The 24360-nt window shown below is 39.7% G+C and carries 23 protein-coding genes; 15 read left to right on the top strand and 8 right to left on the bottom strand.

Going from position 1 to position 24360, the window contains the following annotated elements:
* Window positions 1-112: 112 nt before the first annotated feature.
* Window positions 113-385, bottom strand: coding sequence for a hypothetical protein (locus L1266_RS12210; protein ID WP_235377612.1), 273 nt, complete (start codon window positions 383-385; stop codon window positions 113-115).
* 333 nt (window positions 386-718) lie between these two features.
* Complete coding sequence (locus tag L1266_RS12205) at window positions 719-1639, bottom strand: LysR family transcriptional regulator (RefSeq protein ID WP_054553765.1); 921 nt, start codon at window positions 1637-1639, stop codon at window positions 719-721.
* Window positions 1640-1857: 218 nt separating this feature from the next.
* On the opposite strand from L1266_RS12205, the gene L1266_RS12200 reads away from it, so the two are divergent.
* The 9 genes from L1266_RS12200 to L1266_RS12160 all read left to right on the top strand — a co-directional run bounded on the left by L1266_RS12200 (window position 1858) and on the right by L1266_RS12160 (window position 11446).
* Window positions 1858-2673 (top strand): SDR family NAD(P)-dependent oxidoreductase, encoded by an 816-nt coding sequence (locus L1266_RS12200; RefSeq protein ID WP_235377611.1) that lies wholly within the window; start codon window positions 1858-1860, stop codon window positions 2671-2673.
* Window positions 2674-2732: 59 nt separating this feature from the next.
* Window positions 2733-3578, top strand: a complete 846-nt coding sequence (locus L1266_RS12195) for an enoyl-CoA hydratase/isomerase family protein (protein ID WP_235377610.1) — start codon at window positions 2733-2735, stop codon at window positions 3576-3578.
* Between the two features lie 70 nt (window positions 3579-3648).
* The gene (locus L1266_RS12190) at window positions 3649-4476 is read left to right on the top strand and encodes a DUF4437 domain-containing protein (protein WP_235377609.1); all 828 of its coding nucleotides are present in this window, start codon (window positions 3649-3651) and stop codon (window positions 4474-4476) included.
* Window positions 4477-4613: 137 nt separating this feature from the next.
* On the top strand, window positions 4614-4913 hold the full coding sequence (locus L1266_RS12185) for a hypothetical protein (RefSeq protein ID WP_054553761.1): 300 nt from the start codon (window positions 4614-4616) through the stop codon (window positions 4911-4913).
* Window positions 4914-5080: 167 nt separating this feature from the next.
* Complete coding sequence (locus tag L1266_RS12180) at window positions 5081-5803, top strand: SIMPL domain-containing protein (RefSeq protein WP_235377608.1); 723 nt, start codon at window positions 5081-5083, stop codon at window positions 5801-5803.
* Window positions 5804-6128: 325 nt separating this feature from the next.
* Window positions 6129-8747 (top strand): TonB-dependent receptor, encoded by a 2619-nt coding sequence (locus L1266_RS12175; RefSeq protein ID WP_235377607.1) that lies wholly within the window; start codon window positions 6129-6131, stop codon window positions 8745-8747.
* 144 nt (window positions 8748-8891) lie between these two features.
* On the top strand, window positions 8892-10334 hold the full coding sequence (locus L1266_RS12170) for a glycoside hydrolase family 10 protein (RefSeq protein ID WP_235377606.1): 1443 nt from the start codon (window positions 8892-8894) through the stop codon (window positions 10332-10334).
* A gap of 71 nt (window positions 10335-10405) precedes the next feature.
* On the top strand, window positions 10406-11149 hold the full coding sequence (locus L1266_RS12165; protein ID WP_235377605.1) for a hypothetical protein: 744 nt from the start codon (window positions 10406-10408) through the stop codon (window positions 11147-11149).
* Window positions 11150-11212: 63 nt separating this feature from the next.
* A complete protein-coding gene (locus L1266_RS12160) occupies window positions 11213-11446 on the top strand; it encodes a hypothetical protein (protein WP_235377604.1) in 234 nt (77 codons plus the stop codon).
* Here the strand turns inward: L1266_RS12160 and L1266_RS12155 are convergent.
* The 3 genes from L1266_RS12155 to L1266_RS12145 are packed head-to-tail and all read right to left on the bottom strand — an operon-like array spanning window position 11443 to window position 15428.
* Window positions 11443-11823, bottom strand: coding sequence for a diacylglycerol kinase (locus L1266_RS12155; RefSeq protein ID WP_138619887.1), 381 nt, complete (start codon window positions 11821-11823; stop codon window positions 11443-11445). The two genes, L1266_RS12160 and L1266_RS12155, sit on opposite strands and share 4 nt — an antisense overlap.
* Before the next feature lie 20 nt (window positions 11824-11843).
* Window positions 11844-13469, bottom strand: coding sequence for a phosphoethanolamine transferase (locus L1266_RS12150; RefSeq protein WP_235377603.1), 1626 nt, complete (start codon window positions 13467-13469; stop codon window positions 11844-11846).
* 15 nt (window positions 13470-13484) lie between these two features.
* Window positions 13485-15428, bottom strand: a complete 1944-nt coding sequence (locus tag L1266_RS12145) for an LTA synthase family protein (protein WP_235377602.1) — start codon at window positions 15426-15428, stop codon at window positions 13485-13487.
* 175 nt (window positions 15429-15603) lie between these two features.
* Here L1266_RS12145 and L1266_RS12140 point away from each other — a divergent pair, with 175 nt between their 5' ends.
* The 4 genes from L1266_RS12140 to L1266_RS12125 all read left to right on the top strand — a co-directional run bounded on the left by L1266_RS12140 (window position 15604) and on the right by L1266_RS12125 (window position 20186).
* A complete protein-coding gene (locus L1266_RS12140) occupies window positions 15604-16278 on the top strand; it encodes a response regulator transcription factor (protein WP_054564072.1) in 675 nt (224 codons plus the stop codon).
* The gene (locus tag L1266_RS12135; RefSeq protein ID WP_235377601.1) at window positions 16278-17687 is read left to right on the top strand and encodes a sensor histidine kinase; all 1410 of its coding nucleotides are present in this window, start codon (window positions 16278-16280) and stop codon (window positions 17685-17687) included. Before L1266_RS12140 ends, L1266_RS12135 begins: the two co-directional genes overlap by 1 nt.
* A gap of 75 nt (window positions 17688-17762) precedes the next feature.
* Window positions 17763-17951, top strand: coding sequence for a DUF3185 family protein (locus L1266_RS12130; RefSeq protein ID WP_054553751.1), 189 nt, complete (start codon window positions 17763-17765; stop codon window positions 17949-17951).
* 66 nt (window positions 17952-18017) lie between these two features.
* Window positions 18018-20186 (top strand): exonuclease domain-containing protein, encoded by a 2169-nt coding sequence (locus L1266_RS12125; protein ID WP_235377600.1) that lies wholly within the window; start codon window positions 18018-18020, stop codon window positions 20184-20186.
* Window positions 20187-20212: 26 nt separating this feature from the next.
* Here L1266_RS12125 and queC read toward each other — a convergent pair whose 3' ends face one another.
* Entirely contained in the window at window positions 20213-20893 is a 681-nt protein-coding gene (gene queC, locus L1266_RS12120; protein WP_283235031.1) for a 7-cyano-7-deazaguanine synthase QueC, read from the bottom strand.
* Window positions 20894-21015: 122 nt separating this feature from the next.
* Here queC and queE point away from each other — a divergent pair, with 122 nt between their 5' ends.
* Window positions 21016-21681 carry a 7-carboxy-7-deazaguanine synthase QueE gene (gene queE / locus L1266_RS12115; RefSeq protein ID WP_138619883.1) on the top strand — a complete coding sequence of 222 codons (666 nt, stop codon included), beginning with the start codon at window positions 21016-21018 and terminating at the stop codon, window positions 21679-21681.
* Between the two features lie 184 nt (window positions 21682-21865).
* Here the strand turns inward: queE and bcp are convergent, their stop codons facing one another.
* The gene (gene bcp, locus L1266_RS12110) at window positions 21866-22345 is read right to left on the bottom strand and encodes a thioredoxin-dependent thiol peroxidase (RefSeq protein WP_138600011.1); all 480 of its coding nucleotides are present in this window, start codon (window positions 22343-22345) and stop codon (window positions 21866-21868) included.
* A 10-nt stretch (window positions 22346-22355) separates the two neighbouring features.
* A complete protein-coding gene (locus tag L1266_RS12105; RefSeq protein ID WP_054553746.1) occupies window positions 22356-22889 on the bottom strand; it encodes a glycine cleavage system protein R in 534 nt (177 codons plus the stop codon).
* 368 nt (window positions 22890-23257) lie between these two features.
* Here L1266_RS12105 and bamC point away from each other — a divergent pair, with 368 nt between their 5' ends.
* The gene (gene bamC / locus L1266_RS12100; protein ID WP_235377599.1) at window positions 23258-24319 is read left to right on the top strand and encodes an outer membrane protein assembly factor BamC; all 1062 of its coding nucleotides are present in this window, start codon (window positions 23258-23260) and stop codon (window positions 24317-24319) included.
* Window positions 24320-24360 lie beyond the last annotated feature (41 nt).

Below are 24360 nucleotides of genomic sequence, written 5' to 3'. Positions count from 1 at the left end.
TTAACGAGGGCTTGATTATAGTGAGACCAGTTTGTGATTTTGCTCATTGTTGTTGCACGGGCTAGTAGGATATAGATGATCTGATCACAGGCTGGCAAGATAGTTCAAACTTTTAGGAAACAACGCCACTAGGGAGGTAAAGATCAACATTTTTTCTTAAAATTAGATTTTTAAAGTGGTGTATAAAGCCACCATATCCTAACCTTTGCACCAAGGTGTCATGTAAAACATAAACGTTGCTTGCAGTATTGGAATAATCACGCCATTGGTTATCAACATGCTTGTAAAAGAATAATGAAGTCACTGTTAGCAGAATGACTAATATAATAACAATTACCGCGTTTACTCTCAGCCTTGTTTGAGTTTTCTTTAGCGATTGAGTCATGAGTCTTGTACCTACTAATTAGTAACTCTAAGCATAGCATTTAAAAAGACAATCCGTGACTTTTATTACTTAAGTTTTACCTATATCATTATTTAATAATACTTAATTATGTTTTATGTAAGGCTATTGCTACCTATGTTAAGAGTTTCTGATTTTCGACTGCATGGATACAGAAGGGAGAGCAATGCGGGAGCAATTGCCGAAAATAACTAAATAATGAAATTTTTGCTTTTTTATCAACGAGGTTTTATTGCCTCAAAATAGTCTACCTAATTAAGCGCATAGGTATTAGTTTTTGCTATTAAATCGTGCAGGGTGCTCATAATAGAGTAATCATTTTTTATTTATCGTTTCCCACTCTGGCGAGTTACCTATTTTTTCGACTAAGAAATCTATAAGAACTCTTACTTTAGCCGTAAGTACATTTGATTTCGGGTATACAAGCCAGATTGCGCTGTTATCACTTATTTGATAATCAGGTAAAACTCGAATTAAAGAACCTGCTTCTAGCTCAGTATGAATATTCCACAATGAACTCATACAGATACCCACGCCAGCTTTTGCTGCTATACGCATACTTGCGCCATCATCACACAAAATGCGTGGCTTACTTTTTTCAGGTGGAAAACTAAAATGATCGCTGCAATTAGGGGTAATTAACTTGCGGGGTTTGGTATTTAAAAACACTAATAATTGATGTCGGATAAGCTCTTCAGGATTCCTCGGAGTGCCATTACGAGCCAAGTAGTCTGGTGAGGCACACAATATCCGAGTGTCTTTGGCAAGGCGTCTGCAAATCAAGCTACTATCTTCCACAGCGAGGTTTCTCAGTGCTAGATCAAACCCTCCTTCAATTAATTTAACTTGGCCATCTGAGAGCATGAGTTCAAGGTTTATATCTGGGTAGCGGTCTAGGAATTCTGGCAAAATAGGCATGATAAAGCGCTGCGCAAACGTACTTGATGCAGCAAACCTCAATGTTCCGCTAATATTAAGGTTACCTTGTCCTAAGGTTGCAAGCGCGGCTTCTTGTTGAGCAAGGATCTCTTTGGCATAAGGTAAAAACTCCATGCCAGCAAGTGATAAAGTTACTTTCCTTGTCGTTCTGTGGAATAGGTCTGCTCCAACTTGCATTTCTAATTTGGCTAACCAGGCACTTGCTACAGATGGAGTAAGGCCCAGCTGCTCGCCTGCAGCACTAATGTTGAGTGTCTCAGCCGCTAACACAAATAGTTTAATGCAATTAGTGTCCATCAATTATCTCGAAAATCAGAATTCTGATTCTTTTTATACGTTATTTATTCGTTTTATCCAAAGCCTTAAGCTTTATTTGTAAAACTAAACATGACAAATGCAACTAAAGGGGAGAGTTTCATATGTGAAAGTAAGCCGTATTTATCAACTGCATAGCAGTGATGAATTTATTTCTTTGACTAACTTCACTGACCCCTTATTAAAAGGAATCATTATGTATGCCTAAAACAATTCTATTAACAGGCGCTACAGATGGCATTGGCCTAGAGACGGCAAAAAAACTTGCTTCATTAGGTCATACGCTTTTACTTCATGGTCGTAGCCAGCAAAAGCTTTTACAAGCAAAAGAGTTGATAGAGGCGCATTATAGCGGTGCAAAAATTGATACGTTTTTAGCAGACTTATCAGAGCTAAAACGGGTGGTTGAATTAACCAATCAGATCAAAGCTAAATATTCACATATTGATGTACTGATCAATAATGCTGGCGTTTTTAAAATAGCAAATAACCTAGGCGAGGGTGGTCTAGATGTACGCTTTTTAGTGAACACGATTGCGCCTTATATTTTGACCAAAACTTTATCTGCTCTTATGAATGAAAATAGTCGCATAGTGAACCTATCTTCAGCGGCGCAAGCGCCGGTTAGTATTGCAGCACTTAAAGGCTTGCAAGCATTGTCTGATAGCAGTGCTTATGCGCAAAGTAAATTAGCGCTAACTATGTGGACGCTACAATTGGCAAAACAATGGGCAGACAATACTCCTTCTTTAGTGGCAGTTAATCCAGCCTCTTTTTTAGGAAGCAAAATGGTTAAGGAAGCATATGGTTCACAAGGAAAAAATTTGGCTATAGGGGCTGATATTTTAGTTAAGGCTGCGTTAAGTGACCAATTTACAGGTATGACTGGTCGTTATTTTGATAATGATATTGGTGCATTTTCGAACCCACATCCAGATGCGTTTGATACAGCAAAAAATACTACTTTGATTATGGCGATGGACGAAGTTTTAACTCGTCTAGATGTAAAAATTTAGAGTTTATTTTTACGATAGCTTTTTTACAGCCGCAACCAATAAAAACACTAGGGATAATTATGAAATACGAAGGATTTACAACATTCACGACCACTCAGTCTGGTGGCGTATTAACTGTTACGTTTGATTTTGGGTCAGTTAATGTACAGGGCCAAGAAATGCTTGCTGATTTAAATAGTTTAGCAATGCGTTTAGAGCGAGATAAAAACACTAAAGTTGTTATTTTTCAATCAGCAAACCCTGAAATTTGGGTTTGCCACTATGATACTGAACTATTGAAAGATATGTCAGTTGAAGTTGTTTCACGCGATGAAGCGAAGCTGCTGGACTTACAATCAATTTGTGAGCGCTTAAGTAAAGTGCCGCAGGCAACAATAGCAAAACTAGAAGGTTTTGCACGCGGTGGTGGCCATGAACTAGCGCTAGCGCTTGATATGCGATTTGCAGCTCGTGGTAAGTTTAAATTTATGCAAATGGAAGTTGGTATGGGTATTTTACCCTGTGGTGGCGGTGCTTCAAGGATGGCTCGCCAGACAGGTTTAGGTCGTGCTTTAGAAATTATTTTGAGTGCCCGTGATTTTGATGCAGATGAGGCTGAGCGCATGGGTACCATTAATAAAGCGCTTAACCCCAATGAGATTGATGAATACGTTGATACGCTAGCAAACCGAATTGCTCAGTTTCCTGCTGAATCAATTAATGCATGCAAACAAATGGTATATGAATCAATTGATAAGCCAATTGCGGAGGCATTAAAAGCAGAAGCATATTGGTTATATCAAGCAACCAGTAAAACACCTGCAATTAAGCGCTTCACTATTGCCGATGAGCAAGGCCTTGAGCATGACATAGAAAATCAGCGTAATTGGCCGGAGTTAGTGATGAAGGTACAAGAAATAAATTAGTACTGTGCTAACAACAAGATTTGTAACCCCAAGAGACTTCTCTTGGGTTTGCTATTAGAGGAAATTTAATATGTTAAAGCTATTATCACTAACAACAAGTGTAGTACTTATTGCTGCATTTTCAGCCGCTGCTGATGAAAAAAGGTTGGATAATCCCCAGTCTGAACTTGTCCCCGTAGAGTCCGTAAACTGGGGATATTTAAACCCTCTACGTGGTGACAAAAGCCCTGGCGCAGCAAACTTATGGGGCGACAGAACAATAGATTCTGCAACCGGTATGCTAGTGCGCTTTAAACCGGGCTTTTCATCTCCTGCGCATATTCATAATATTTCATACCGTGGCATTGTCATTAAAGGACTGATGCATAATGATGACCCAAATGCGGAATTGGATTGGATGGCAACAGGGTCATTTTGGACGCAACCTGCAGGGCAAAATCACATAACAGCTGCTAAGGCTGAGACCAATCTCATATACCTTGAAATCGATGAAGGGCCTTATTTGGTTAAGCCTTCTAAGGCGCAGTTTAATAATGGCGAGCACTCACTCAATCTTCATTCAGACAACATGGTATGGTTCAATAGTGATGAGTTAACGTCATTAGACTCTAAAAAGGTTACCCTTACCCCTCTTTGGCAAAAACAAAATCAACAAGGTGTTTTAGTTAAACTTGATGCGGGTTTTAATGGGCAATTAACAAGTGAAAGAGGTTCATTACGCGCAGTTTTGATCAGCGGCGAGCTTAACTACCGATCTGTTGAACATAGTGAAGCAAAACAACTTGAGGCTGGTAGTTACTTCTCGTCAGTTGCCGGTTTTAAACATCAGCTAAAGACTGAGGGTGGAGCAATCGTTTATGTCCGATTTAACAATAAACTACAGATCAGTGAACAATAACTATTTTAAAAGATAATGTTTTAAATTAACTAACTCTACTGTACTTTTTTTGTACTTGCTGTATCTTAAGTTGGTACGCAATTTTAAGGTTTCATTGAGTGTAGACTAACACTCATATGTTAAGTGGAGTAAAGTATATGCACGCACACACAGTTAAAGAGTCAGCAGCAACTATTCAATCGGGTGTCGCAAAAGCGGATGGTAAGCTTGTAGTTACTGAACAAGACATTGTTTTTGAACCGTTTAATAAAGAGCTAGGCTTAGGCCCATACACATTTTCACGAGCGCAAATCAATAACGTTGGTAAGTGTTCAGGTAAAGGCGCGGGTATTTTGCCAATCACAGCAGATGGAATTCGCATAACTTTAAATAATAACGATATATTTGAGTTCATTTTAGCAAACCCAGATGAGTGGCTAAGCGTACTAGCTCACTAAGCAAACCTTCAAAAAGACGGCATATTTTAGCAACTTGTCATAATATGCCGTGTTAGCTTTTCATTAATTAATTTCCTTTCTTCGCAACTATTTACACTTAAAAACAGCATACATTGCTATACATTCACACCCTAGCAAGGCATCATAACTTTTTCTAAGGAGAGGTTATGATGCTTAAATCCTTGTTACCACTGGTTTTATGTACCAGTTCTGCAATAGCTGCAACAAATCTGCCGGATAATCGTCATATTGTTGTTAAAGGTGAGGCTGTTGTGCGTACAGCCCCAGATAGGGCTGACATCACGTTAGAGTTTGAAACTGTTAAAGCTGAAAGCGTGCAGGCTAAGCAGCAAGTCGATGAACAAGTAAATAAACTCCTTGCGGGCTTAAATAATTTCTCAATAGACGGAAAAAGTATCTCTGCGGGTCGAATTTTCGTAGAGCCGAACATGCGCTATGACGAAAACGATAACCAAGTTAAAGATGGTTTTCGCGCTACCCGCAAGGTCAAAGTCAGCCTTAAAAAACTCTCCCTTCTGGACGGCTTTTTAAACTTTGCGCTTAAAGTGGGTGTCAATCAAATCGAGCAAATTCAACTTTTATCAAGCAAAGCCTCAGATTACGAGCAAGCCGCTCTTGATAAAGCAGTTGAGAATGCCAAACAGCAGGGAAGTAGCCTTGCTAGCGCATTCGAAGCGAAACTTGGTCGGGTGTATAGTATTCAATCACAAGAAGTAGGTAGTCACTTTGGCTATGGCAGCAACACAAATATTGAACGAATCATGGTAACGGGCTCACGTATTAATACAGTCCCAGAAGGTAAGTATTTACAAGAATCGATTACCTTCAGAGCAAGTGTCAATGTTGTGTTTGATTTAGTTTTGGAATAATTAATTCCCTGTTTTTAAAACATCAAGGCAGCCTATGAATCTTTAAAAGCAGCTTTGATTTTGTTTCTTCTCTTTTCATTGCTAACAAGGTATTGATTGTATTTAGTTTATCTCTTTATGAGTGGTGAGCTCTTAAAATTATGAATTAAATATTTTAACTAAAGTATGTTTTTTAGAATAAAATATCTTGATTTTATAATTTATTACTAATATTGTAGCCGCATTGTAACAATAAAGTTGTTACCAATTGTTGTTCTTAAGAGCATTTATGTAGTTTGTAGTCACAAAATCTCTCACTTTACAAAAACTATAAGGTTACAGTTCCATGAATAAAAAATTCTCAGCGCTAGCGGCTGGTGTTAAAAAAGCACTTATTCCCACTTTAGTTTTAAGTACATCTACAGCTGTCTATGCAGCTGATCAACAGCTTGACAAGAAAAAAGCAACTAAAGAAGATATCGAGCAGATTGAAGTAAGAAGTTATGCTGCTTCAGTTGAGAAAAGCATTAATATGAAGCGCTTTTCAAACAGTGTAGTTGATGCCGTTTCTGCTGAAGATATTGGTAAATTTCCAGATCAAACTGTCGCTGATGCACTACAGCGTATTCCGGGTGTACAAGTTGAAAAAGACCTAGGTGGTGAAAGCGACCGAGTTAGTATTCGTGGTACTGCACCGCATTTAAATATTACCTTGTTAAACGGGCAAAACGTTGCTTCAGCAACTGCTTCAGCTTCAATTACGCGTCCTTCACGAGGGTTTAACTACTCGCTGCTACCAGCTGAATTAGTAGATACTCTTGAAGTATATAAGTCGGCAGAAGCAGATATTGATGAGGGCTCTATAGGTGGTACCGTTGTTGTAAAAACTCGTAAACCGCTCGATAGTGAAGCGAATTACGCAGCGCTCTCAGTTAAGGCTTATCATTTTGAAAATGCTGAAGAAACTAAACCTTACCTTTCTGGTTTGTATTCGTGGAAAAATGAAGCACAAGATTTTGGTTTTAATCTAGGATTTGTTCATAAAGAAACTGCGACCCAACGTGATAGCAAAGAAGTTCGATTCGGCTATCGCAGTACCGATGCAGATCAAGATGGCAACGCAGAGTTTTACCCTGGCGCGGTAGGCTATAACCGATACGCAAGTGATAGTGATTTAGATACCGCAACTTTGACGTTTCAATATGCAGCTAATGACAACGTAGATTTTGTTTTTAATAACTTATATTCAAAATCTGAGCATGAGTCATACGGAACATACTCAAGCGGCTTTATTTTGCAAAACATTGCAAATGTAGAAAATCCAGTCATTGTTGATGGCACTTTGATTTCGGGCGATCTGCCGGCCCATAATAATTTAGGATATTATGGCAATGCAGGTTATGAGGGGGAGTTTAAAACTCAAGCGCACGATTTAAAAGTGACATATAAAGCAGACAATTACACTGTTACAGGTCAGCTAGGTTATAGCAAGGCTGATGGTGAAGTAAGTGATGTTTACTCAGAATATTACGCAAATACAAGCGCATCATTTACATTAGACAATGGAACGCCAGATGTAACATTAGACGCTGATTTAAGCGCTGATGATTATCGCTTAGACTACAACCATAAAAATGACATATACAACGACTCAAAGGAAGTTTACGGGCAGCTAGATTTTGAGTATCTATTAGATGGTGACTTCTTCAAAGCAATCAAGGCTGGGGTTAAGTACCGAGAGCATTCAAAAGCTGCAAGTTTAATAAAAGCGAATTATCCAAAAGTATCATCAGATGGTGAACAATTTAACTTAGGCATGTTCGCAAGCGATTCGACAGATAATGCAATTTTATGGCAGTTTGATAATTCAAAATATGCTGATTGGATATCATCAACAACACCTTCTACAGCGCCATATGAACACCTTGATTACACATTCGATTTAGAAGAAACCGTCACCGCAGGGTATGTAAAAGCGGTGTTCGATCATAATAAGTGGCGCGGTAATTTTGGGGTTCGAGCTGTGAAAACAGAGCTAGATTCTCGTTCTGTTGAATACACAGGGCGCAGCTTTGCACCTGAAAATATTCAAGATATCAATAGCTCTAATAGCTACGATGATATCTTGCCGAGTGTGAATATCAACTACGACTTTACAGATGATGTGGTTGTGCGTTTTGCTGCGGCAAAAGTCATGTCTCGCCCGGATTATGACTTCTTATCTGCCCGCAAAAGTGGTTATTGTGCTGCAGCTACAGGCTGTAAAGGCTCTGAGGGTAACCCGAACCTGAAGCCTTACCGTGCAACTCAATATGACTTATCTGCTGAGTGGTACTTTAATGAATCATCTATTTTATCGTTTGCTTATTTTTATAAAGATATCGACTCATACATAACCAATGCCACTATAGAAAAACAATGGGCCTGGACAGATCCTGATACAGGCGTGGAAGAAGTTCGTGACTTTTTAGTGACCCAGCCTCTGAACGGTTTAGGCGGTGAGAACTCAGGTTTTGAAGTTAACTACACGCAGAAACTCCCTTACGGCTTTGGAGTACAGACAAACTACACCTATTCAGATGCACAGTTAAAACAAACTGCGGAGCAAAAAGAGGCGGGTGAAGAAGCCGTTTTACCTAATAATTCAGAAGATACCTTTAACGCGACAGTATATTATGAAAACACAACCTTTAGTGCCCGTGTTTCTTATACTTATCGTTCAGAGTATTTCTACACTAACTATCTTGGTTTGAACCAATATAAAGATGGTTTTGGTCAGTATGATCTTAATATTAGTTACAATGTTACTGAAGATTTAAACCTTGTATTCCAAGCAATTAACCTCACGGATGAAGAGCAAGAAGCAACGTCGGGCAATAGCACTGGCATGTCAGATGCTAATCGCCCATTAGCGATACATGATTATGGTCGTCGTTTCTTACTTGGCGCACAAATGAAGTTTTAATTTTTCCTTTTGAATCTGATACATGTAGGCACAGCAAGTCTTTGTTGTGCCTTTTTTGTGGGGTATACAATGTACTTTAAAAACGTTTTCTCTTTGATAATGTGCTTTGTTTTGAGTGCGTGCAGTTTCGTACAAATAAAGGAGATGTCTAATACTGAAAAGCAGTTGTTAGGTAACATCCATCAAGATCATGTTGCAAGGGAATTTCGTGCGGCATGGGTTGCTACTGTTGCCAATATTAACTGGCCTAATGAGCCCGGGCTGTCAGTGATAGAGCAAAAAGAACAAGCTATTCAAATTCTTAATTCACTTCAAAAACATAACTTTAATACGGTTATTTTTCAGGTTCGACCGCAAGCCGATAGTTTGTATCAAAGCTCTTACGAACCTTGGTCTTATTACCTTTCTGGTGAGCAAGGTAAAGCGCCTGAGCCGTTTTATGACCCATTAAAATTTTGGATAGAGCAAGCACATAAACGAGGTTTAAAGTTGCATGCATGGATAAACCCTTATCGTGCTCATCATCATATAGGGGGCCCAATTTCAGAACACTCAGTTGTTGAAAAAATGAATGATAAGGTAGTAAAACTCAAAAATGAGACCTATTGGTTTTTACCAACCGATCAAGCCGTGGTTTCACATACATTAAATGTATTAACCGAACTTGTAGATAGCTATGATTTAGATGGTATTCATTACGATGACTATTTTTACCCTTACCCTTCTTACAACAACGATGAAGATTTTCCTGATGCTGAACAATACAGGCAATATGTGGCTGAAGGCGGGGCACTTTCGATAGGTGATTGGCGTCGTGAAGCTGTAAATCAGTTCGTTAAACGTTTATATCAACGAGTAAAGCAATCGAAGCCTCATGTACTTGTTGGCATAAGCCCATTTGGTATCTATAGACCTGGTGAACCTGAAACTATTCGCGGGATGGATCAATATGACAAGCTGTTTGCTGATGCTAAGCTTTGGCTTAATGAAGGATGGCTTGACTATTTTTCGCCGCAACTTTATTGGCCAATAAACCAGTATGCACAAAGTTACCCGCTCTTATTAAGTTGGTGGCAATCTCAGAATACGCATGAACGACATCTGTGGCCTGGTATTAATGCGTTACGCTCATTTGATGAGGCCGGCGTTGATGAAGTCGTGAATCAAATCATGATTAATCGTGGTTTTTTATCAACATCACCCGGTACAGTGTTTTGGAATGTAGCAGCACTTGATGGCAGCCAATTGATGAGTGATGTGATTGCACAAGGCGTTTATCAGCATCAAGCATTAATACCAGAAACTCCGTGGATAGCTGCGCCGCACTTAGCGGCTGTTAATGTTGATATGAATTATGTTGGCGAAGACATCCAGCTTACTTGGAGTCATTCTAATTCTGAGCAAGTATCACAGTTACTTGTCTATCTAAAATATGCACAGCAGTGGCAATATCATATCTACTCAAGTGAGGAGAGTGTAATTTCTGTTGCGGCCTCTGAAGGACAACGACCATTAGAGGTAATTAAGGTAATTGCTATTGATAGACTCGGTAACCAAAGTGATGAGATTGAGTTGTTATTCCAATAGCACCTGTACTGCAAATACAAAAATTTGTTACGCTTTGAATAATCAAATTTTTAACCATAAAAGTGAATACAATGAAGTATTTTGCGGTCATTTTCTTAGGTTGCTTTATCTCATTTTCAACAGCTGCCGCAACAAAGCACATAAGTATTGTCAAACCTGTGGTTGCTGCGTTTAAGGCGGGTGATAAAGCGACCATTGCTAAAAGAGTCCATTACCCGCTAAAGCGCAAAGCGCCGCTGCAAGCAATTGAAAATGAGCAAATGTTTATAGAAAAATTTGAGCAAATTTTCGATAAACAGTTTGTTGAAGAAATAGCTAACTCCAACATTCGCCATGATTGGGAAATGATGGGCTGGCGCGGCATTATGTTTGATTCAGGTAAACTGTGGCTGGATTTTGATGGCTCAATTTGGGCTGTGCCCTATGAATCAGAGACAGAAAAAGCACAACGCGAAGCGCTAATTGACGAGCAAAAACAAGCATTGCACAAAAGCCTCCGTGAATTCACAAAGCCGATATTAACGTGGCAAACAAAAAAGCATTTAATTCGTATTGATGAACTGGCTGATCATCAATACCGCTATGCGGCATGGAATAGGGGTCAATCAATCCAAGATGAGCCAAGCCTAGTGATCACAGGGGGCACATTAAGCTTTGATGGCAGTGGAGGGAATCATTTTTATACCTTTACTAACAACGGTTATCGTTATGTCTGTCATGTTACTGCGCTTGGTACTGAACACTCGCCATCAGGGCTGTTAGAGGTGTTTAAAAATAATGTACAGATATTGTCTGAGCCTGCTTTAAGTTATTAGTATGTTCTTCTTATTTTGTACTACACTTATTCTTCCAAAGGAGTTTTTCTAAAGGAGTAAGTTATGGGTACAAAATTTTGGGTGATCAGAGCCGGTAAAGTTTTTACGCTGGTGTCTATTTTATTATTTATGATAGAAATTTTAAAAGGTCACGAGACACTCAGCGCGTTAGGTTTTGCGCTACTTTGGTCTTTTATTGCCACGGCCATTTTTATTGCAACCCGTTTATATCATTCATCAAAAGGGCGCCACTGTGCACTTTGTAATGACACCCCTGATGATAAAAAAGTAAGCTAACTTAGGTTATTAATAAACACACCGCCCCAGACCAACACACAAATTGTTAGAGCAATCAGTACGGCTGCGGATCCTAAGTCTTTAGCTAGGCCTGATAATGGATGAATTTCAAGGCCTATTCGGTCTATGGCGGCTTCAATTGCCGTATTGACGACTTCAGCAAACATCACAAATAGCACTGATACAAGCAGCATCATTTTCTCATACAGGCTGATCTGCCAGACAAAAACCACTGCTATGGCAAGGACCAACAGTATCAGCTCTTGTTTAAAAGCAGACTCATGCTTTGCTAACCACGTGAATGCTCGTTGGGAGTTTTTGAATGCGAGGCGAATACGTTTAATGCCAATGGGTTTGTTAGTGCTATCAAATTGCATAGTTTGAAATCTCTATTTCGTTAGCTTTGTGTTGAGCAAGTATTAAAAATATCTTGCTCTGGGCGATATTCAGTGCTTTGTATATGAGTTAAGCCAAGTAGGGTGTCAAAAATGTTATCGTGTGAAAAAGCATGGTTACGCAATTGTTCGATACATTGATTAAAGCGGGTATTGGCCAGTTTATTACTCCAAAATAGCATAGGCACATGGGTTTGCTCTTTAGGCGCTAATGCATATGGGAAGCCATGTAAGTACAAGCCTTTTTCACCCAGTGATTCACCATGATCAGAAACATACAGCAGAGCTTTGTCATCCGCCGGACTGTTTTGCAGTAATTTAATAAGCTTACTCAGCACTAGGTCGGTATAAGCAATGGTATTGTCATACGTGTTTGTCAGTTGCTCAGTGCTACAATTTTGAATATCGCTACGTGGGCAGTCCGGCAAAAATTTACTGTCTTTTTCTGGATAGCGACGATAGTAGGTTGGCCCGTGTGAACCTATCATATGTAACACTATTAGTTGGTGCTTTGCACTACTTTTGGCAAGCTTTGCAGCTAATTCTTCAACCAGTACTTCATCAAAACAATAACGTCCGTCACAAAGTGGGTTGCTCTTTGCGGGTTCTACCGTTTGTGAGTTTACTCGTGCGCAAACCCCTTTACAGCTGCTATTGTTATCAATCCACGTTACTTCGACACCACTGCGTTGAATGATATCTAGGGCATTTTCTTGGCTTTGCGCGATGCGTGAATCATAGTGATTGCGGTCTAAGCGTGAGAACATGCAAGGCACAGAAATGGCCGTTGCGGTGCCACATGAACTAACATCACTGAAATATTTAACGCCAAGTTTAGGGGTATATTGATTAGTCGGCTTGTCGTAACCTTGCAGTGAGAAATTTGCTGCACGCGCTGTTTCACCTACCACCATAATCGTCAGTGAACTTTGTTTCTTAGCTAATAGGTGCGGTGTTTTATCTAAGACTTTAAATGGTAAAGGTGGGTAAAAATAATTATCGCGTAGGTACTTATAGCCCGCAGTGTAAAATGCAAAAGGAGTAATGTAGCTAGTTAATTGGCGATTATTACGCCCTACAGAGGCGTAATCTTTATAAAATGGGACGGCAATAACAGCTACAGCAATAAACGCTGTAACGTTAAGAAGCGTAAAGCTTTTAAGGCGAACACGAAAGTTTCCGACAATTTTAAAGCGACAAAACAAGTAAGCAGGCAGTACGCCTAGCACAGTAATAAAAGCGATAACTTGTACATTAAGATATGAAAATGCTTCGCCTGTATTTGTTTCTAAGATATTTTGCAGCATGCTTTTATCAAAGATAACACCGTAATTTAAGGTTGCATAAAACAACAATGATGAAACCACGATGCTTGTTAAAAGCACGGGTTTTACGAAGGTGATTAACGATAACCAACTTAACACCATTGCCGTCAGTGCTAATAAGAAAAACGGTACGCTTGCTATAAATAACCAATTGACATGTTCAGGTTTGCTGGCTGCTTCAAGCGTGTTAAATAAAAACAGGCCATTAAATACAATAACCAAGTACAACGACACCAACCAGACAAATTGGCTGTAGCTAACGTGCCATTTTTGAGTAAAGAGTTGTTTAATTTGCATGCTCATAATCATTCCTCATCGCTACGATTTATTTGGTAAGCGATACAGCTGTTCGGTATAAGCTAAATTGCTAAATAAGACGTGAGCTAAGGCTTTTTTGGCAAGCCCAACGCTGCTACCTGTGTTATCGATGGCAACTTGGGTTTTACTTGTAGGGTCATAGCGCCAATAGCTCACTTTTTGGTTTGGCATCAGGATCACGGCTTGACCATTTTCTACGTAAGCAAAGTTGTCGTAGTACTGCATCATGGCGCGCTCAACAGGGTATTGTTTCGTTAAATCATAACCAAGCATGGGAGTTGCATGTTCCACACCTAATAACGACAACAAAGTAACAGGTAAATCAATTTGGCTGACTAAGCGAGTATCGCGCTTTGCATCCATATCACTATTTAGGATCACAGCAGGGATATGGAATGATTTAAGCGGCACAGGCTCTGAACCAAACACGCGCACATCATGATCTGCAACCACTAAAAATACCGTGTCTTGCCAGTAATCTTGCGTTTTTGCTTTTGCGATGAATTTACCGAGTGCATAGTCAGCATATTTGATTGCTAGGTCGCGTTTGTAGTTTTCTGGGTCGTGGCCTTCATGCAGTGTTACTTTATCTTCTGGAATATCGAATGGGTCGTGGTTACTTGACGTAAACACAAGGCTGAAAAATGGTTTGCTTGATTTATTTAGCTCACTCAACTCTTTATCAGCTTGATTAAACAAGTCTTCGTCGCTTGCTCCCCATGACGAAATAAACTCAGGGCTTTGCATGTCATTAATATCGACAATATCGCTAAAGCCATTGCCTAAGAAAAAGCTTTTCATATTATCGAAATGACTTTCACCGCCATAAATAAACTGGGTGGTATAGCCTGTGCGGGCTAATACATCAGCAAGAGAGAAAAAGTTACGCTGAGATTTAGAAAGTTTGACCACCGAGCGCGAAGGAGACGGGGTAAACCCGGTTGTTACCGCTTCAATCCCTCGAACAGAGCGTGTACCAGTGGCATATAATTTATCAAACCCCCAGCCTTGTTGATAAAGCTTATCTAGTTCAGGAGTCACTCCAATGCCACCTAGTTCACCAACAAAGCGTGCGCCTAAGCTTTCTTCTAAAATGATCACTAAATTCTTTTGCTTGCCTGTGTTAAAAGGTGTGTTGTTGGCAAGGGTAGGAATACTCTCAGTGATAAACTGCTGTTTATAGGCTGCTTGCTTTACTGTTTGTAAAATCTCATCACGTGGCATGGTACCGTATAAACTACTGGCATTTTTTTCATTGCCCATATTCTTAATAGCAAAGGCAACACTGTAAGTTGAATTAAGTGCCAAGGAGTTAACTAGTGAGTCACTTGAAAAGTACACTAATGCAGGGTTTAACGGGCGATGGCTTACAGTGCCTCTTGCGCTAATTAAGCAAACTAATAAAGTCGTAACGAGTATCACCACTTGGCTAACCGTTTTAGCATTTTGCTGTTTGCTAAATGCAGCATTAATATAACGATACGCAAACACACAGCTAAGCGTTGCAATAATTAAAGTGCTTATCATGGCAAACAGGTGGCCATGTAATAGCATAGAAAAGACTTCTTGAGGGTAGTCTAGGTATTCAACAAATAAACGATTTGGTCGTACATCGTATTGGGTAATAAACGCGGGAGTCGAAGCCTCTACAACCACGATTAAAGTCACAACTATGCTGCTATAAAGAGTAAAAACATGCTGAAAAAAAGCGGTTTTGCTTCGCACAAGCAGATCAGCGAGTAACATCAAAACAGCCAAGGCTGACAAGTAGCCTAAACTACTTAAGTCGACTCTTAAGCCGCCAAATAAAACGGCAAGGCAATCGCCATCAGCTAACCTTTGGTGTTGCCATACAAGCAAGGCTATTCTCGACAGTATAAAAACTGACATTAAAATTAATGAAAAACGGAACAAAGGTTTTAAAACAGAGAGTTTTGCTGTCATAGTCGTACTTACTTAATCGAAACTACGGCAATACTAGGAGTCGAAACTTAAGAAACCCTGATGGTAATCTTAATATTTTCTAAACTAGAAAAACTTCAGTAAATCTTAAGTGAATCTTAAGATTAAAAGCGTAAGCTGATGACGCTAAAGCGGTTTATACCTAAATGAGTAACTTATGAAATTGTTGATTATAGAAGACTCGGTGTCATTAAGACGTAGTCTACGAATTGGCCTTGAGAATCTTGGTTTTACTATTGATGAAACCGGCGATGGCGCTGAAGGGTTGAGTATGGCAATGACAGGTGAGTACGAATTAATCATACTCGACATTATGTTACCCAGTATTGATGGCATTACGTTATTACAAACCATAAGAGCAAAGCAGCTCGACGTGCGTGTGCTTATTTTATCTGCCAAGCAAGAACCAGAAGATAGAGTGAAAGGGCTACTCACCGGGGCCGATGACTACCTGACCAAACCATTTTCGTTTGATGAGCTGCATGCAAGGTTGTTAAATTTAATGCGTCGCGGCGGCTTAAAAACAATCAGTGATGTGATCCGCATTGATAACTTGGCTTTAAACTTACAATTAAAACTTTTGCAAGTTAACGACACCGTTATTGATTTAACCCCTAACGAATATAAAATAGTCGAGTGCTTGTTTAGTAATCAAAACAAAGTGATCACTGCTGAAAAGTTAAGTACTTATATTGCAGGGCAATATGACCTAGTTTCAAAAAACTCTATTGAAGCGCATTTATCCTCAGCGCGCAAAAAGGTGAGGGCAGCAGGTAGTGAACTACCTATTCAAACTAAGCGTGGTTTTGGTTATATCATTCAAGGAAAATAATGAAGTCAATTCGCAGTAGGTTAGTAACCACATTATCGATTACTATAACTGGACTGGTACTAAGTATTTTAGTTGCTACTGATATCGCCGTTGATAGTTGGATTGATAACGAATTTAATCGTGGCATGAAATCCAAAGCCGGTATGCTTATGTCATTGATTGATATTGACGAAGAAGAAATTGATTTTGATTTTTCAGGGCTGTTTATGCCTGAGTTTTCTGGAAATACAGAAACTGAGTATTTTCAACTTTGGTCGCAGTCTGGCGTGTTCGCGCGTTCAGAAAGTTTGGATCTTTTCTCACAAAAGAGCTTACCTTTAGAAAAAATTAAACTGGGCGAGACAAAAATCATCAATATCGAGTTACCTGATGGTCGAAATGGCCGGGTTATTTATACTCGCTTTATACCGCCTTTAGACCTAGATGATGATGAAGACCTCACAGAAGGTGTTAACACCTCTTTGCAACAACCCATCACGTTAGCTTATGCGGCTTCATCAGAAGAAGTGGATTTTGTTTTATGGCTAATCGACGTTATTTTTGTTGTTTCTACTGTGTCGGTAATTGTATTCATTCGTCTATTTGTGCGTAAATCAGTCGACAGTTCTCTAGCGCCGCTGAATAAACTAAACCGGGATATTAGCCAGCTGAGTATTGCTGATAAAAATGCTGTAATCGCGATAGAAGAACCTGTCAAAGAGTTGCAACCCATTGTTGATAGCTTAAATGCTTTTATCCAAGAAAACCGCCAGCTTTATTTTCGAGAAAAACGCTTAACCTCAGATATTGCTCATGAGTTAAAAACGCCGATTGCTGAGCTTATAAATATGGCTGAAGTGGCCATTCGTTTTCCAAATGAAAAAGAGCTTGAGGAAGACTTCAAACCCGAAGTGCTAAAAATTAGCCAGCGCTTAAAGAGTATTGTGTCGAACTTATTACTACTGCATAAGTACAGTGATGAAGCACTCCCAAAGCAAGATGCATGTGATTTAAATCAGGTTATTTTGCGCACCTTAGAAAAGTGTGATTTAGAGCGGGTTAAGTTTGAGTTTCAAGATGATATTCCTGCCGTTGTCAGTAACTTATTTGCCCTTGAATCAATTATCACCAATCTTGTAAATAACGCAAAACAATACAGCCCCGATGAGAGCATCGTGACTGTAAGCACGCTATTTAGTAAAGATGATAAGTTGTATCTCTCTGTTACAAATGAATTAAAAGTCCCATTAACAGAAGATGATTTGAGCCAGTTATTTGATCCACTCTGGCAAAAAGACAGTGCCAGAACCTCTAATGATAACTTTGGGTTAGGCTTATCTATTGCCAAATCGTTAAGTAAAGCAATTGATGCTGAACTTCAGGTGTCGTTAAGTGGGCAAAACATAACCTTTAGTTTGATTATTTCTTAATGCTTTGCAGGCGTTTAATATGTGTGCAACACTGAGGTTATCAAGAAGAAATTAATAACAATAAGGAACAACACGATGGGAAAAATTATAGGTATTGCTTTAATCGTTATTGGTGTGGCGCTAGCCGTATGGGGATATAACGTTTATGATTCTGCAAGTGCGCAAATTAGCCGTACTTTTAGTGGTGATACACCAATTGAAGCTTGGCTCGGTATGGTCGGGGGCGCAATTTGCGCAATTGTGGGTATTTTAAAAGTTAAATAACCGCAAACATTGAAATCAATTAGCTAATACCTGATACTGTTTTTATATACAGTATCGGGTTTGGCTATGAAAACACAATTACCAGCAAAATATTATTTAAGTCATTTCTTTGAGCTTGCTGAATTTATTCAATCTCAGTGCAAGCATCTGCTTCTAGCAGAGCAGCAGTTATTTCTTGAAAAACTCCTTCAGCTTGATGAGCAAAGCTTATGTACTTTGCTGCGTATATATTCTCGAAAGCCAAAAATCGTTGCGTTGTCATCTTTAAATTATGAAGAGATCCCCAACCTGCACGGTGCTATCTTTAAGCTAAAACAGCAAGGGCTGGTGGCACATCCTAGTAGTGACGAATTAGATCTATTGCTTGAGCATTTAACCAAGCCAACCCTGTTAACCTTATTAGCAAATGATGAGTTAATGGCGACTAAACCTGATCACAAAAAGTCAGCCAGTAAACAGCGCTTGACCCAACTGTGTAAAGAGCATATTGATCGCAACCACAGTGAATTAGAGGCGTTGTTTAGTCAGTTCGTGCTCAATAGCCGTAGCCAGTACTATGAATACTTTGAGTTTTTACATAGCGGCCGACTAAGTGGCGGCGATATCAATCATCAAAATCGTTTTGTGATGCGTGATTTAGGGATTGCAAAAGTGCGTGGTGATGTCAGTGAGAGCATCTCTCGTTTTCAAACGCTAGCCGAAGCACAAACGCATTATCAATTAAATAAGCTGCGAATGCAGTTCAAAGAAAGTGACTCAGAATCACAGTATCAAAATTTAGCCCAAGCGCTTTTAGCCATTAGCTGCGAAGATGAATTAGCCCAGAGTATCAAAAACAAGTTATTGATCCGTTTGTATAAGCAGCTTAAAGAGCATGACTTAGCATTTGCATTACTTGAGCACTGTGAAGGCAGTAGTGAAGCGCAAGAGCTGGCAATTCGTCAGCGTTACAAACAAGGTGATAAAAATTGGGTTGAACAAAAGCTTGAGCAAGTTATTCAAGACCCGCTTGATGATGGCATTTTATATTTTGCAGAGGACTTTTTACAGCGTAAATATAATAAGCAACAACGCTCACGCCTAACACAAATGCTCATTGATACAGAGCATCAATTAGAGGTTGATGATATTTACCGTGGCGATGTAGAGCAAGGAGTGTGTGAGCATTATCAACAGCTGGGTAATACGGTTTTTTTTACCGAGAATAATCTTTGGTTGAGCTTCTTTACCTTAACGTTTTGGCAAGAGCTCTTTATAGAGACTCCGCACCCGCCGTGTAATGAATTTGATCTTTATCCAAAGGTGTTGCTGGCTGATTGTTTTTACACAGTGCAACAAACACAAATTGAGCAAAAGCTTGCCAAATTCACTAGCAATGAAGCCTTATATAAATATGTTTGCAAAAACGTAGGGCAGTTTTATGAAGCGCCTAATGCTGTGTTTATGTGGCACAGCGATATGTTAGAGCCGCTAGAGATATTAATAAAGCACAGCCCGCTTGCAAATTTAAAAGCGCATTTACTACAAATGACAAAAACCTTTAAGCAGCTCAAAGATGGCTACCCAGATTTGATGGTGCTTAAAGGGGATAAGCTCACCTTTGAAGAAGTGAAAGCCCCTGGCGACAAATTAAGACGCAATCAACTCGTCAGTATTGAGGTGTTAAAACAACATGGCTTTGCAGTGAATATCATTGCGGTAAATTGGTTTAATGATCCGAATCGAATTTACAGTGTGGTGGATATAGAAACCACCGGCGGCGTACAAGGTAATAATAAAATTACCGAAATAGCGGTTGTGCAGTTACAAGCGGGTGAAGTAATCAATCAATGGGCGAGTTTAATCAATCCTGAGCGCAGTATTCCTGCTTTTATCACCAAGTTAACGGGGATAAACGCTGCTATGGTACGTGATGCGCCACGCTTTGCAGAGGTTGCCGATACACTGCGCTCACTATTAAAAGGCAGCGTATTTGTTGCCCATAATGTAAATTTTGATTACGGCTTTATTCGCAAAGAATATGGTGCACTTGGGCAAGGCTTTAAAATGCCAAAGCTATGTACTGTAGTTGAATCACGAAAGGCATTTCCAAAGCTTAAGTCATATTCGCTTGGTAACTTAGCGGCACATTTTGAATTGAATTTAACGAATCACCATAGAGCGTTAGCTGATGCAACTGCCACAGCAGAGTTGTTAAATCTGATTCAACAAACACAATCAAAAAAGGCGAGTTAAACTCGCCTTTTCACTTAGCTATGTCGTTATTCGTATTCGATAGGGTCGGTAACCTTGTTTAATGCAAAGGCTTCTAAGCGCTCTTGGCAAGCACCACATTTACCACAGGCCTTGTCGCGGCCGTTGTAACAGGTCCACGTTTGGCTGTAGTCAAGACCCATTTTTAAACCGTCTGTCAAAATGTCGATTTTGGTATTGTTTAAGTATGGGCTGAAAATTTCAACAGCGTCGTAGTTGGCAATACGGCAAACATCATCCATTTTTTGTACGAACTCAGGGCGACAGTCTGGATAAATTGCATGATCGCCTGAATGGGCACCGTAATAAACTTTACTAGCTTTTAAAGACACCGCATAACCCACAGCCAGTGAGAGTAAAATCATATTGCGGTTAGGCACAATTGTGCTCTTCATACTTTCTTCTTCGTAGTGGCCTTCTGGTACTTCGATATCATCAGTTAGTGATGAGCCACCAATCAATTGGTTGATCGCTGAAATATCAACAATCTTGTGAGAAACACCTAATTTTTCACATACTTGAGCAGCTACTTTAAGCTCTTTAACATGACGCTGGCCGTAGTCGAAAGACAGGGCATACACTTCGTGGCCTTGTTGCAAGGCTTTATTTAATACGGTAAATGAGTCCATACCGCCGGAATAAATCACAACTACTTTTTGCGTCATATCTGTTTTGCTCTTACTTTTGATAGAGGTTTACTTCAGGGCGCGATATACTACACGGCTCGGGCCTAAATAACAATTTTTGCGCGTGTTTTTGGTTTTTTTGATGGTATGTATTTTATACCGTTGCGTCGTAAGTGAGATGTCTTTTGTACAAAATTAACGAAGTGTTTGAAACAATTCAAGGTGAAGCGAGTTTTACGGGTACACCTTCAATCTTTTTACGTTTACAAGGCTGCCCTGTGGGTTGTGCTTGGTGTGATACAAAACAAACATGGGACGTTGATAATGTGTATAAAGTGTCACTTGATGACACCGTTGAGAAAAAAGCAGACTCAGATCATTGGGCAGAAGCAACAGCGGAGCAAGTGTTAGCGCTATTTAAAGAACGTGGCTACAACGCAAAACATGTGGTGATCACCGGTGGTGAGCCTTGCATGTACGACCTAAATCCAGTGTGTGAATTATTACACGCAAATGGCTATTCGACTCAAATTGAAACCAGCGGTACATTTGAAATTTTAGTCCCTGAGCAGACATGGGTGACTGTATCCCCAAAAATTAATATGCGTGGTGGCTATAAAGTATTACGCAGTGCAATGCAGCGCGCTGATGAGATTAAACACCCAGTGGCAATGCAAAAGCATGTGGAAGAGCTCGAAGATTTATTCTTAAAAACAGGTGTGAATCCACGTTTAGTGTATCTACAACCAATTAGCCAAAAGATCTCAGCAACTAAACTTGCTATTGAAACCTGTATTGCAAAAAACTGGCGTTTATCGGTTCAAGTACATAAATATTTAGGAATTAGCTAGGGTTTAGCCGTCAGCCGTCAGCCGTCAGCCGTCAGCCGTCAGCCGTCAGCCGTCAGCCGTCAGCCGTCTGATCTGTGATCTGACCCCGATAAAGTAGACACGGGGTTTAATATTTCCAGTTAAAAACAAAAAAGCGTTGCACCATGGCAACGCTTTTATACTATGTTCTTGTAACTCGTAACTATCAATTCTGCGCTAAATAGTCCAACACCACCTGATGATGGTCTTTGGTTTTGAACTTATCAAACACATGTTTGATTTTACCGTCTTGGCCTACAAGGAAGCTAATACGATGAATTCCTTCGTATTCTTTACCCATAAACTTCTTGTAACCCCAAATACCAAAGGCATCAGCAATCGCGTGATCTTCGTCGGCTAATAAATCAAAGTTAAGCTCTTTTTTGGTTTCAAAATTCTTTAAACGCTTGATTGGATCAGGGCTGATACCTACAACACGTGTATTTAATTTAGCTAGCTCAGCTTTTTCATTACGTAAGTTTTCTGCTTGCACAGTGCAACCTGGTGTTGATGCTTTAGGGTAGAAATAAACCAGTACTTGCTGCTCTTTTAAAAGATCAGCGAGTACGATAGTTTCGTCATTTTGATTTTGTAAACTAAAAGCTGGGGCTGTGTCGCCTGCTTGTAATGGATTAATTGTTTTCATGCTTTGCTCCTTAGCGAATGCGTCTGAAAATATAATCTACGTTCAAACTACGAGAAAGATCTTCAAAGCTCACTTTAAAGTTATCAATATCGACTTCAACAGGAATATTAAACTCAAGTTCACAGCGCATTTTAAGCTCGTCATCTTCATCATAAGTGTCCGATTTAAGAGAACAAATGCTGATGTTGTTATCAGCAAAAAAGCGCGTAACTTTACTTAATGTTCCTGGTGTATCAATACCTGTGTATTCGAGGGTGTAACCGGCACAAAATTCACATGCAACATGACTTGCAGTGCGTTTCATCATGGTTAAAAGGCCTAGTTCCATTCCTTTAGTTGGCAAAGTATGTTCAATGCGGCTAATTGCCGACATATCACCTGCTAGTAGCATGATAAAGGTGAACTCGTTGCCCAAAATAGCAATGCGACTGTCAATTATATTGCAATGGCAATCACTCACTAACTGAGTTAATTCGCTGACGATACCGGGTCTATCTTCGCCAATCGCAGTGAGTACTATCTGATGATTTGTAAAAGCAGTCATGGAATTTTAAATACCTAGTAATTAACAATACCAATGGATATAAGCTTGATTAAGCTTTAATTTCACGTGAGTTTAATACCGCACGGCGGCGAAGTTTAACATAATTTGCTTAGTTAACGATAGCGACGATTAATTAAGCCGTGAATAAAGTGCGCTCTTTCTTGTTTTTAGGGGCATCAGAAAGTACCATAGTTAAAATTTTGCAAGGCGATAAGCATTCAAACACGTTACGCTAGCCCAATCTATTCGGGTTTTTTGCATAAAAACAAGAAATGTAAAGTTAAAAGTGATTTTACAGTGAACCAAATCGGTATTACCCACTCATATATTTGTTAAAAGAATTAAGGGTTTGCTAAGGAGAAATATCTGTGCAGTATTGGATCTCAAAGGCGCTTGCTGTAAGCGTAGTGGTAAGTTTAACTGGGTGCGGTGTATTTACCGACGAAGCGCACCACAAACGCAATTATCGTGCTAATCAACCAGTCAAAGCACCTGAAGGTTTAGAGCAACCGGCTCAAGATCCGACATATAAAATGGACGTTGCGCAATACGACAATAACCCTGAAGCGAAAAACTACCGTCCGCCAGCACAGGTTATTACCATTGCTCAAGGTAGTTGGGTAGAAGAGGGTGACAAAGATGCGCGTGTTTATTTTGATAAAAACGACGGTATTGTTGATTTAGACGAGTTTATTTGGGACTCGATCCACGCCGTGTTGAACGAAAAAAATACTTCTGCAATAAAAGAAGATAAGCTTTTAGGAAGTGTTGAAACAGATTGGTACACGATTATAAAGCCAGAAGATGGTTGGTTTTGGGAAAGCGAAACCGAAGTATCACAACAACGTTTCTTATTTACTATTGAAGAAAAATCGCACCAACGTACTGCGTCATTAAATGCTAAGTTAGTAGATTATAAAAGCGATAGTCAACCACTTACACCGCTTTTACAGCAACAGTTAGAAGTGCGTGCGTTAAACCAAGTTGTCGCTGAATTTGATTATCGCTATCGTCAACTTGAAGTTGAAATGCGCAAAAAGCAAGGTGTTATCTCGTTAGAGATGGGGTTTGATGACAAAGGGAATGCAGCTTTAGTGACTGAGCAGGACTACTTTGCTGTGTTTGAGCGTTTTTCAGGTTTCTTAGAGCGCTTATCTTTCACTATTGTAGAAATTGACCAAGATCGTGGCTTGATCACGGCTGATTATAAAAAGCCAGAATCAAGTGTATGGGACTCAATTTGGGGTGAAGAGTTAGCTGAGCTGCCAATTGAAGATGGCCAATATCAAATTCTTGTTAGTCGCACTAAAGAAGGTGGCACAAGCTTAACGTGGATGGATTCTGCAGGCACAATTCTTGAGCCAGGAACAATGAATGATCTCCAGCAAGCATTAGAGAATGCACTGCGTCAGCGCGGTATTAATATTTAATAATTATAATAGTTAAAACCACCACAAAAAGAGCTTAGCCG

Origin of the sequence: Pseudoalteromonas sp. Cn5-37 (assembly GCF_021532495.1) — a bacterium.
In the GTDB taxonomy this organism is placed as follows: Bacteria; Pseudomonadota; Gammaproteobacteria; order Enterobacterales; family Alteromonadaceae; genus Pseudoalteromonas; species Pseudoalteromonas simplex.
The sequence above is the reverse complement of the archived record's forward strand: the minus strand, read 5'-3'. Positions and strand labels throughout refer to the sequence as shown.

What these genes read in the sequence shown, in the direction of transcription:
- L1266_RS12150 (WP_235377603.1), bottom strand. Translation starts at nt 13,469, where the DNA reads ATGAGCATGCAAATTAAACAACTCTTTACTCAAAAATGGCACGTTAGC.
- L1266_RS12160 (WP_235377604.1), top strand. Translation starts at nt 11,213, where the DNA reads ATGGGTACAAAATTTTGGGTGATCAGAGCCGGTAAAGTTTTTACGCTG.
- L1266_RS12175 (WP_235377607.1), top strand. Translation starts at nt 6,129, where the DNA reads ATGAATAAAAAATTCTCAGCGCTAGCGGCTGGTGTTAAAAAAGCACTT.
- L1266_RS12105 (WP_054553746.1), bottom strand. Translation starts at nt 22,889, where the DNA reads ATGACTGCTTTTACAAATCATCAGATAGTACTCACTGCGATTGGCGAA.
- L1266_RS12200 (WP_235377611.1), top strand. Translation starts at nt 1,858, where the DNA reads ATGCCTAAAACAATTCTATTAACAGGCGCTACAGATGGCATTGGCCTA.
- L1266_RS12165 (WP_235377605.1), top strand. Translation starts at nt 10,406, where the DNA reads ATGAAGTATTTTGCGGTCATTTTCTTAGGTTGCTTTATCTCATTTTCA.
- L1266_RS12195 (WP_235377610.1), top strand. Translation starts at nt 2,733, where the DNA reads ATGAAATACGAAGGATTTACAACATTCACGACCACTCAGTCTGGTGGC.
- L1266_RS12130 (WP_054553751.1), top strand. Translation starts at nt 17,763, where the DNA reads ATGGGAAAAATTATAGGTATTGCTTTAATCGTTATTGGTGTGGCGCTA.
- L1266_RS12190 (WP_235377609.1), top strand. Translation starts at nt 3,649, where the DNA reads ATGTTAAAGCTATTATCACTAACAACAAGTGTAGTACTTATTGCTGCA.
- L1266_RS12210 (WP_235377612.1), bottom strand. Translation starts at nt 385, where the DNA reads ATGACTCAATCGCTAAAGAAAACTCAAACAAGGCTGAGAGTAAACGCG.
- L1266_RS12170 (WP_235377606.1), top strand. Translation starts at nt 8,892, where the DNA reads ATGTCTAATACTGAAAAGCAGTTGTTAGGTAACATCCATCAAGATCAT.
- L1266_RS12135 (WP_235377601.1), top strand. Translation starts at nt 16,278, where the DNA reads ATGAAGTCAATTCGCAGTAGGTTAGTAACCACATTATCGATTACTATA.
- L1266_RS12155 (WP_138619887.1), bottom strand. Translation starts at nt 11,823, where the DNA reads ATGCAATTTGATAGCACTAACAAACCCATTGGCATTAAACGTATTCGC.
- L1266_RS12125 (WP_235377600.1), top strand. Translation starts at nt 18,018, where the DNA reads ATGAAAACACAATTACCAGCAAAATATTATTTAAGTCATTTCTTTGAG.
- L1266_RS12205 (WP_054553765.1), bottom strand. Translation starts at nt 1,639, where the DNA reads ATGGACACTAATTGCATTAAACTATTTGTGTTAGCGGCTGAGACACTC.
- L1266_RS12180 (WP_235377608.1), top strand. Translation starts at nt 5,081, where the DNA reads ATGATGCTTAAATCCTTGTTACCACTGGTTTTATGTACCAGTTCTGCA.
- L1266_RS12145 (WP_235377602.1), bottom strand. Translation starts at nt 15,428, where the DNA reads ATGACAGCAAAACTCTCTGTTTTAAAACCTTTGTTCCGTTTTTCATTA.
- L1266_RS12185 (WP_054553761.1), top strand. Translation starts at nt 4,614, where the DNA reads ATGCACGCACACACAGTTAAAGAGTCAGCAGCAACTATTCAATCGGGT.
- L1266_RS12140 (WP_054564072.1), top strand. Translation starts at nt 15,604, where the DNA reads ATGAAATTGTTGATTATAGAAGACTCGGTGTCATTAAGACGTAGTCTA.
- bcp (WP_138600011.1), bottom strand. Translation starts at nt 22,345, where the DNA reads ATGAAAACAATTAATCCATTACAAGCAGGCGACACAGCCCCAGCTTTT.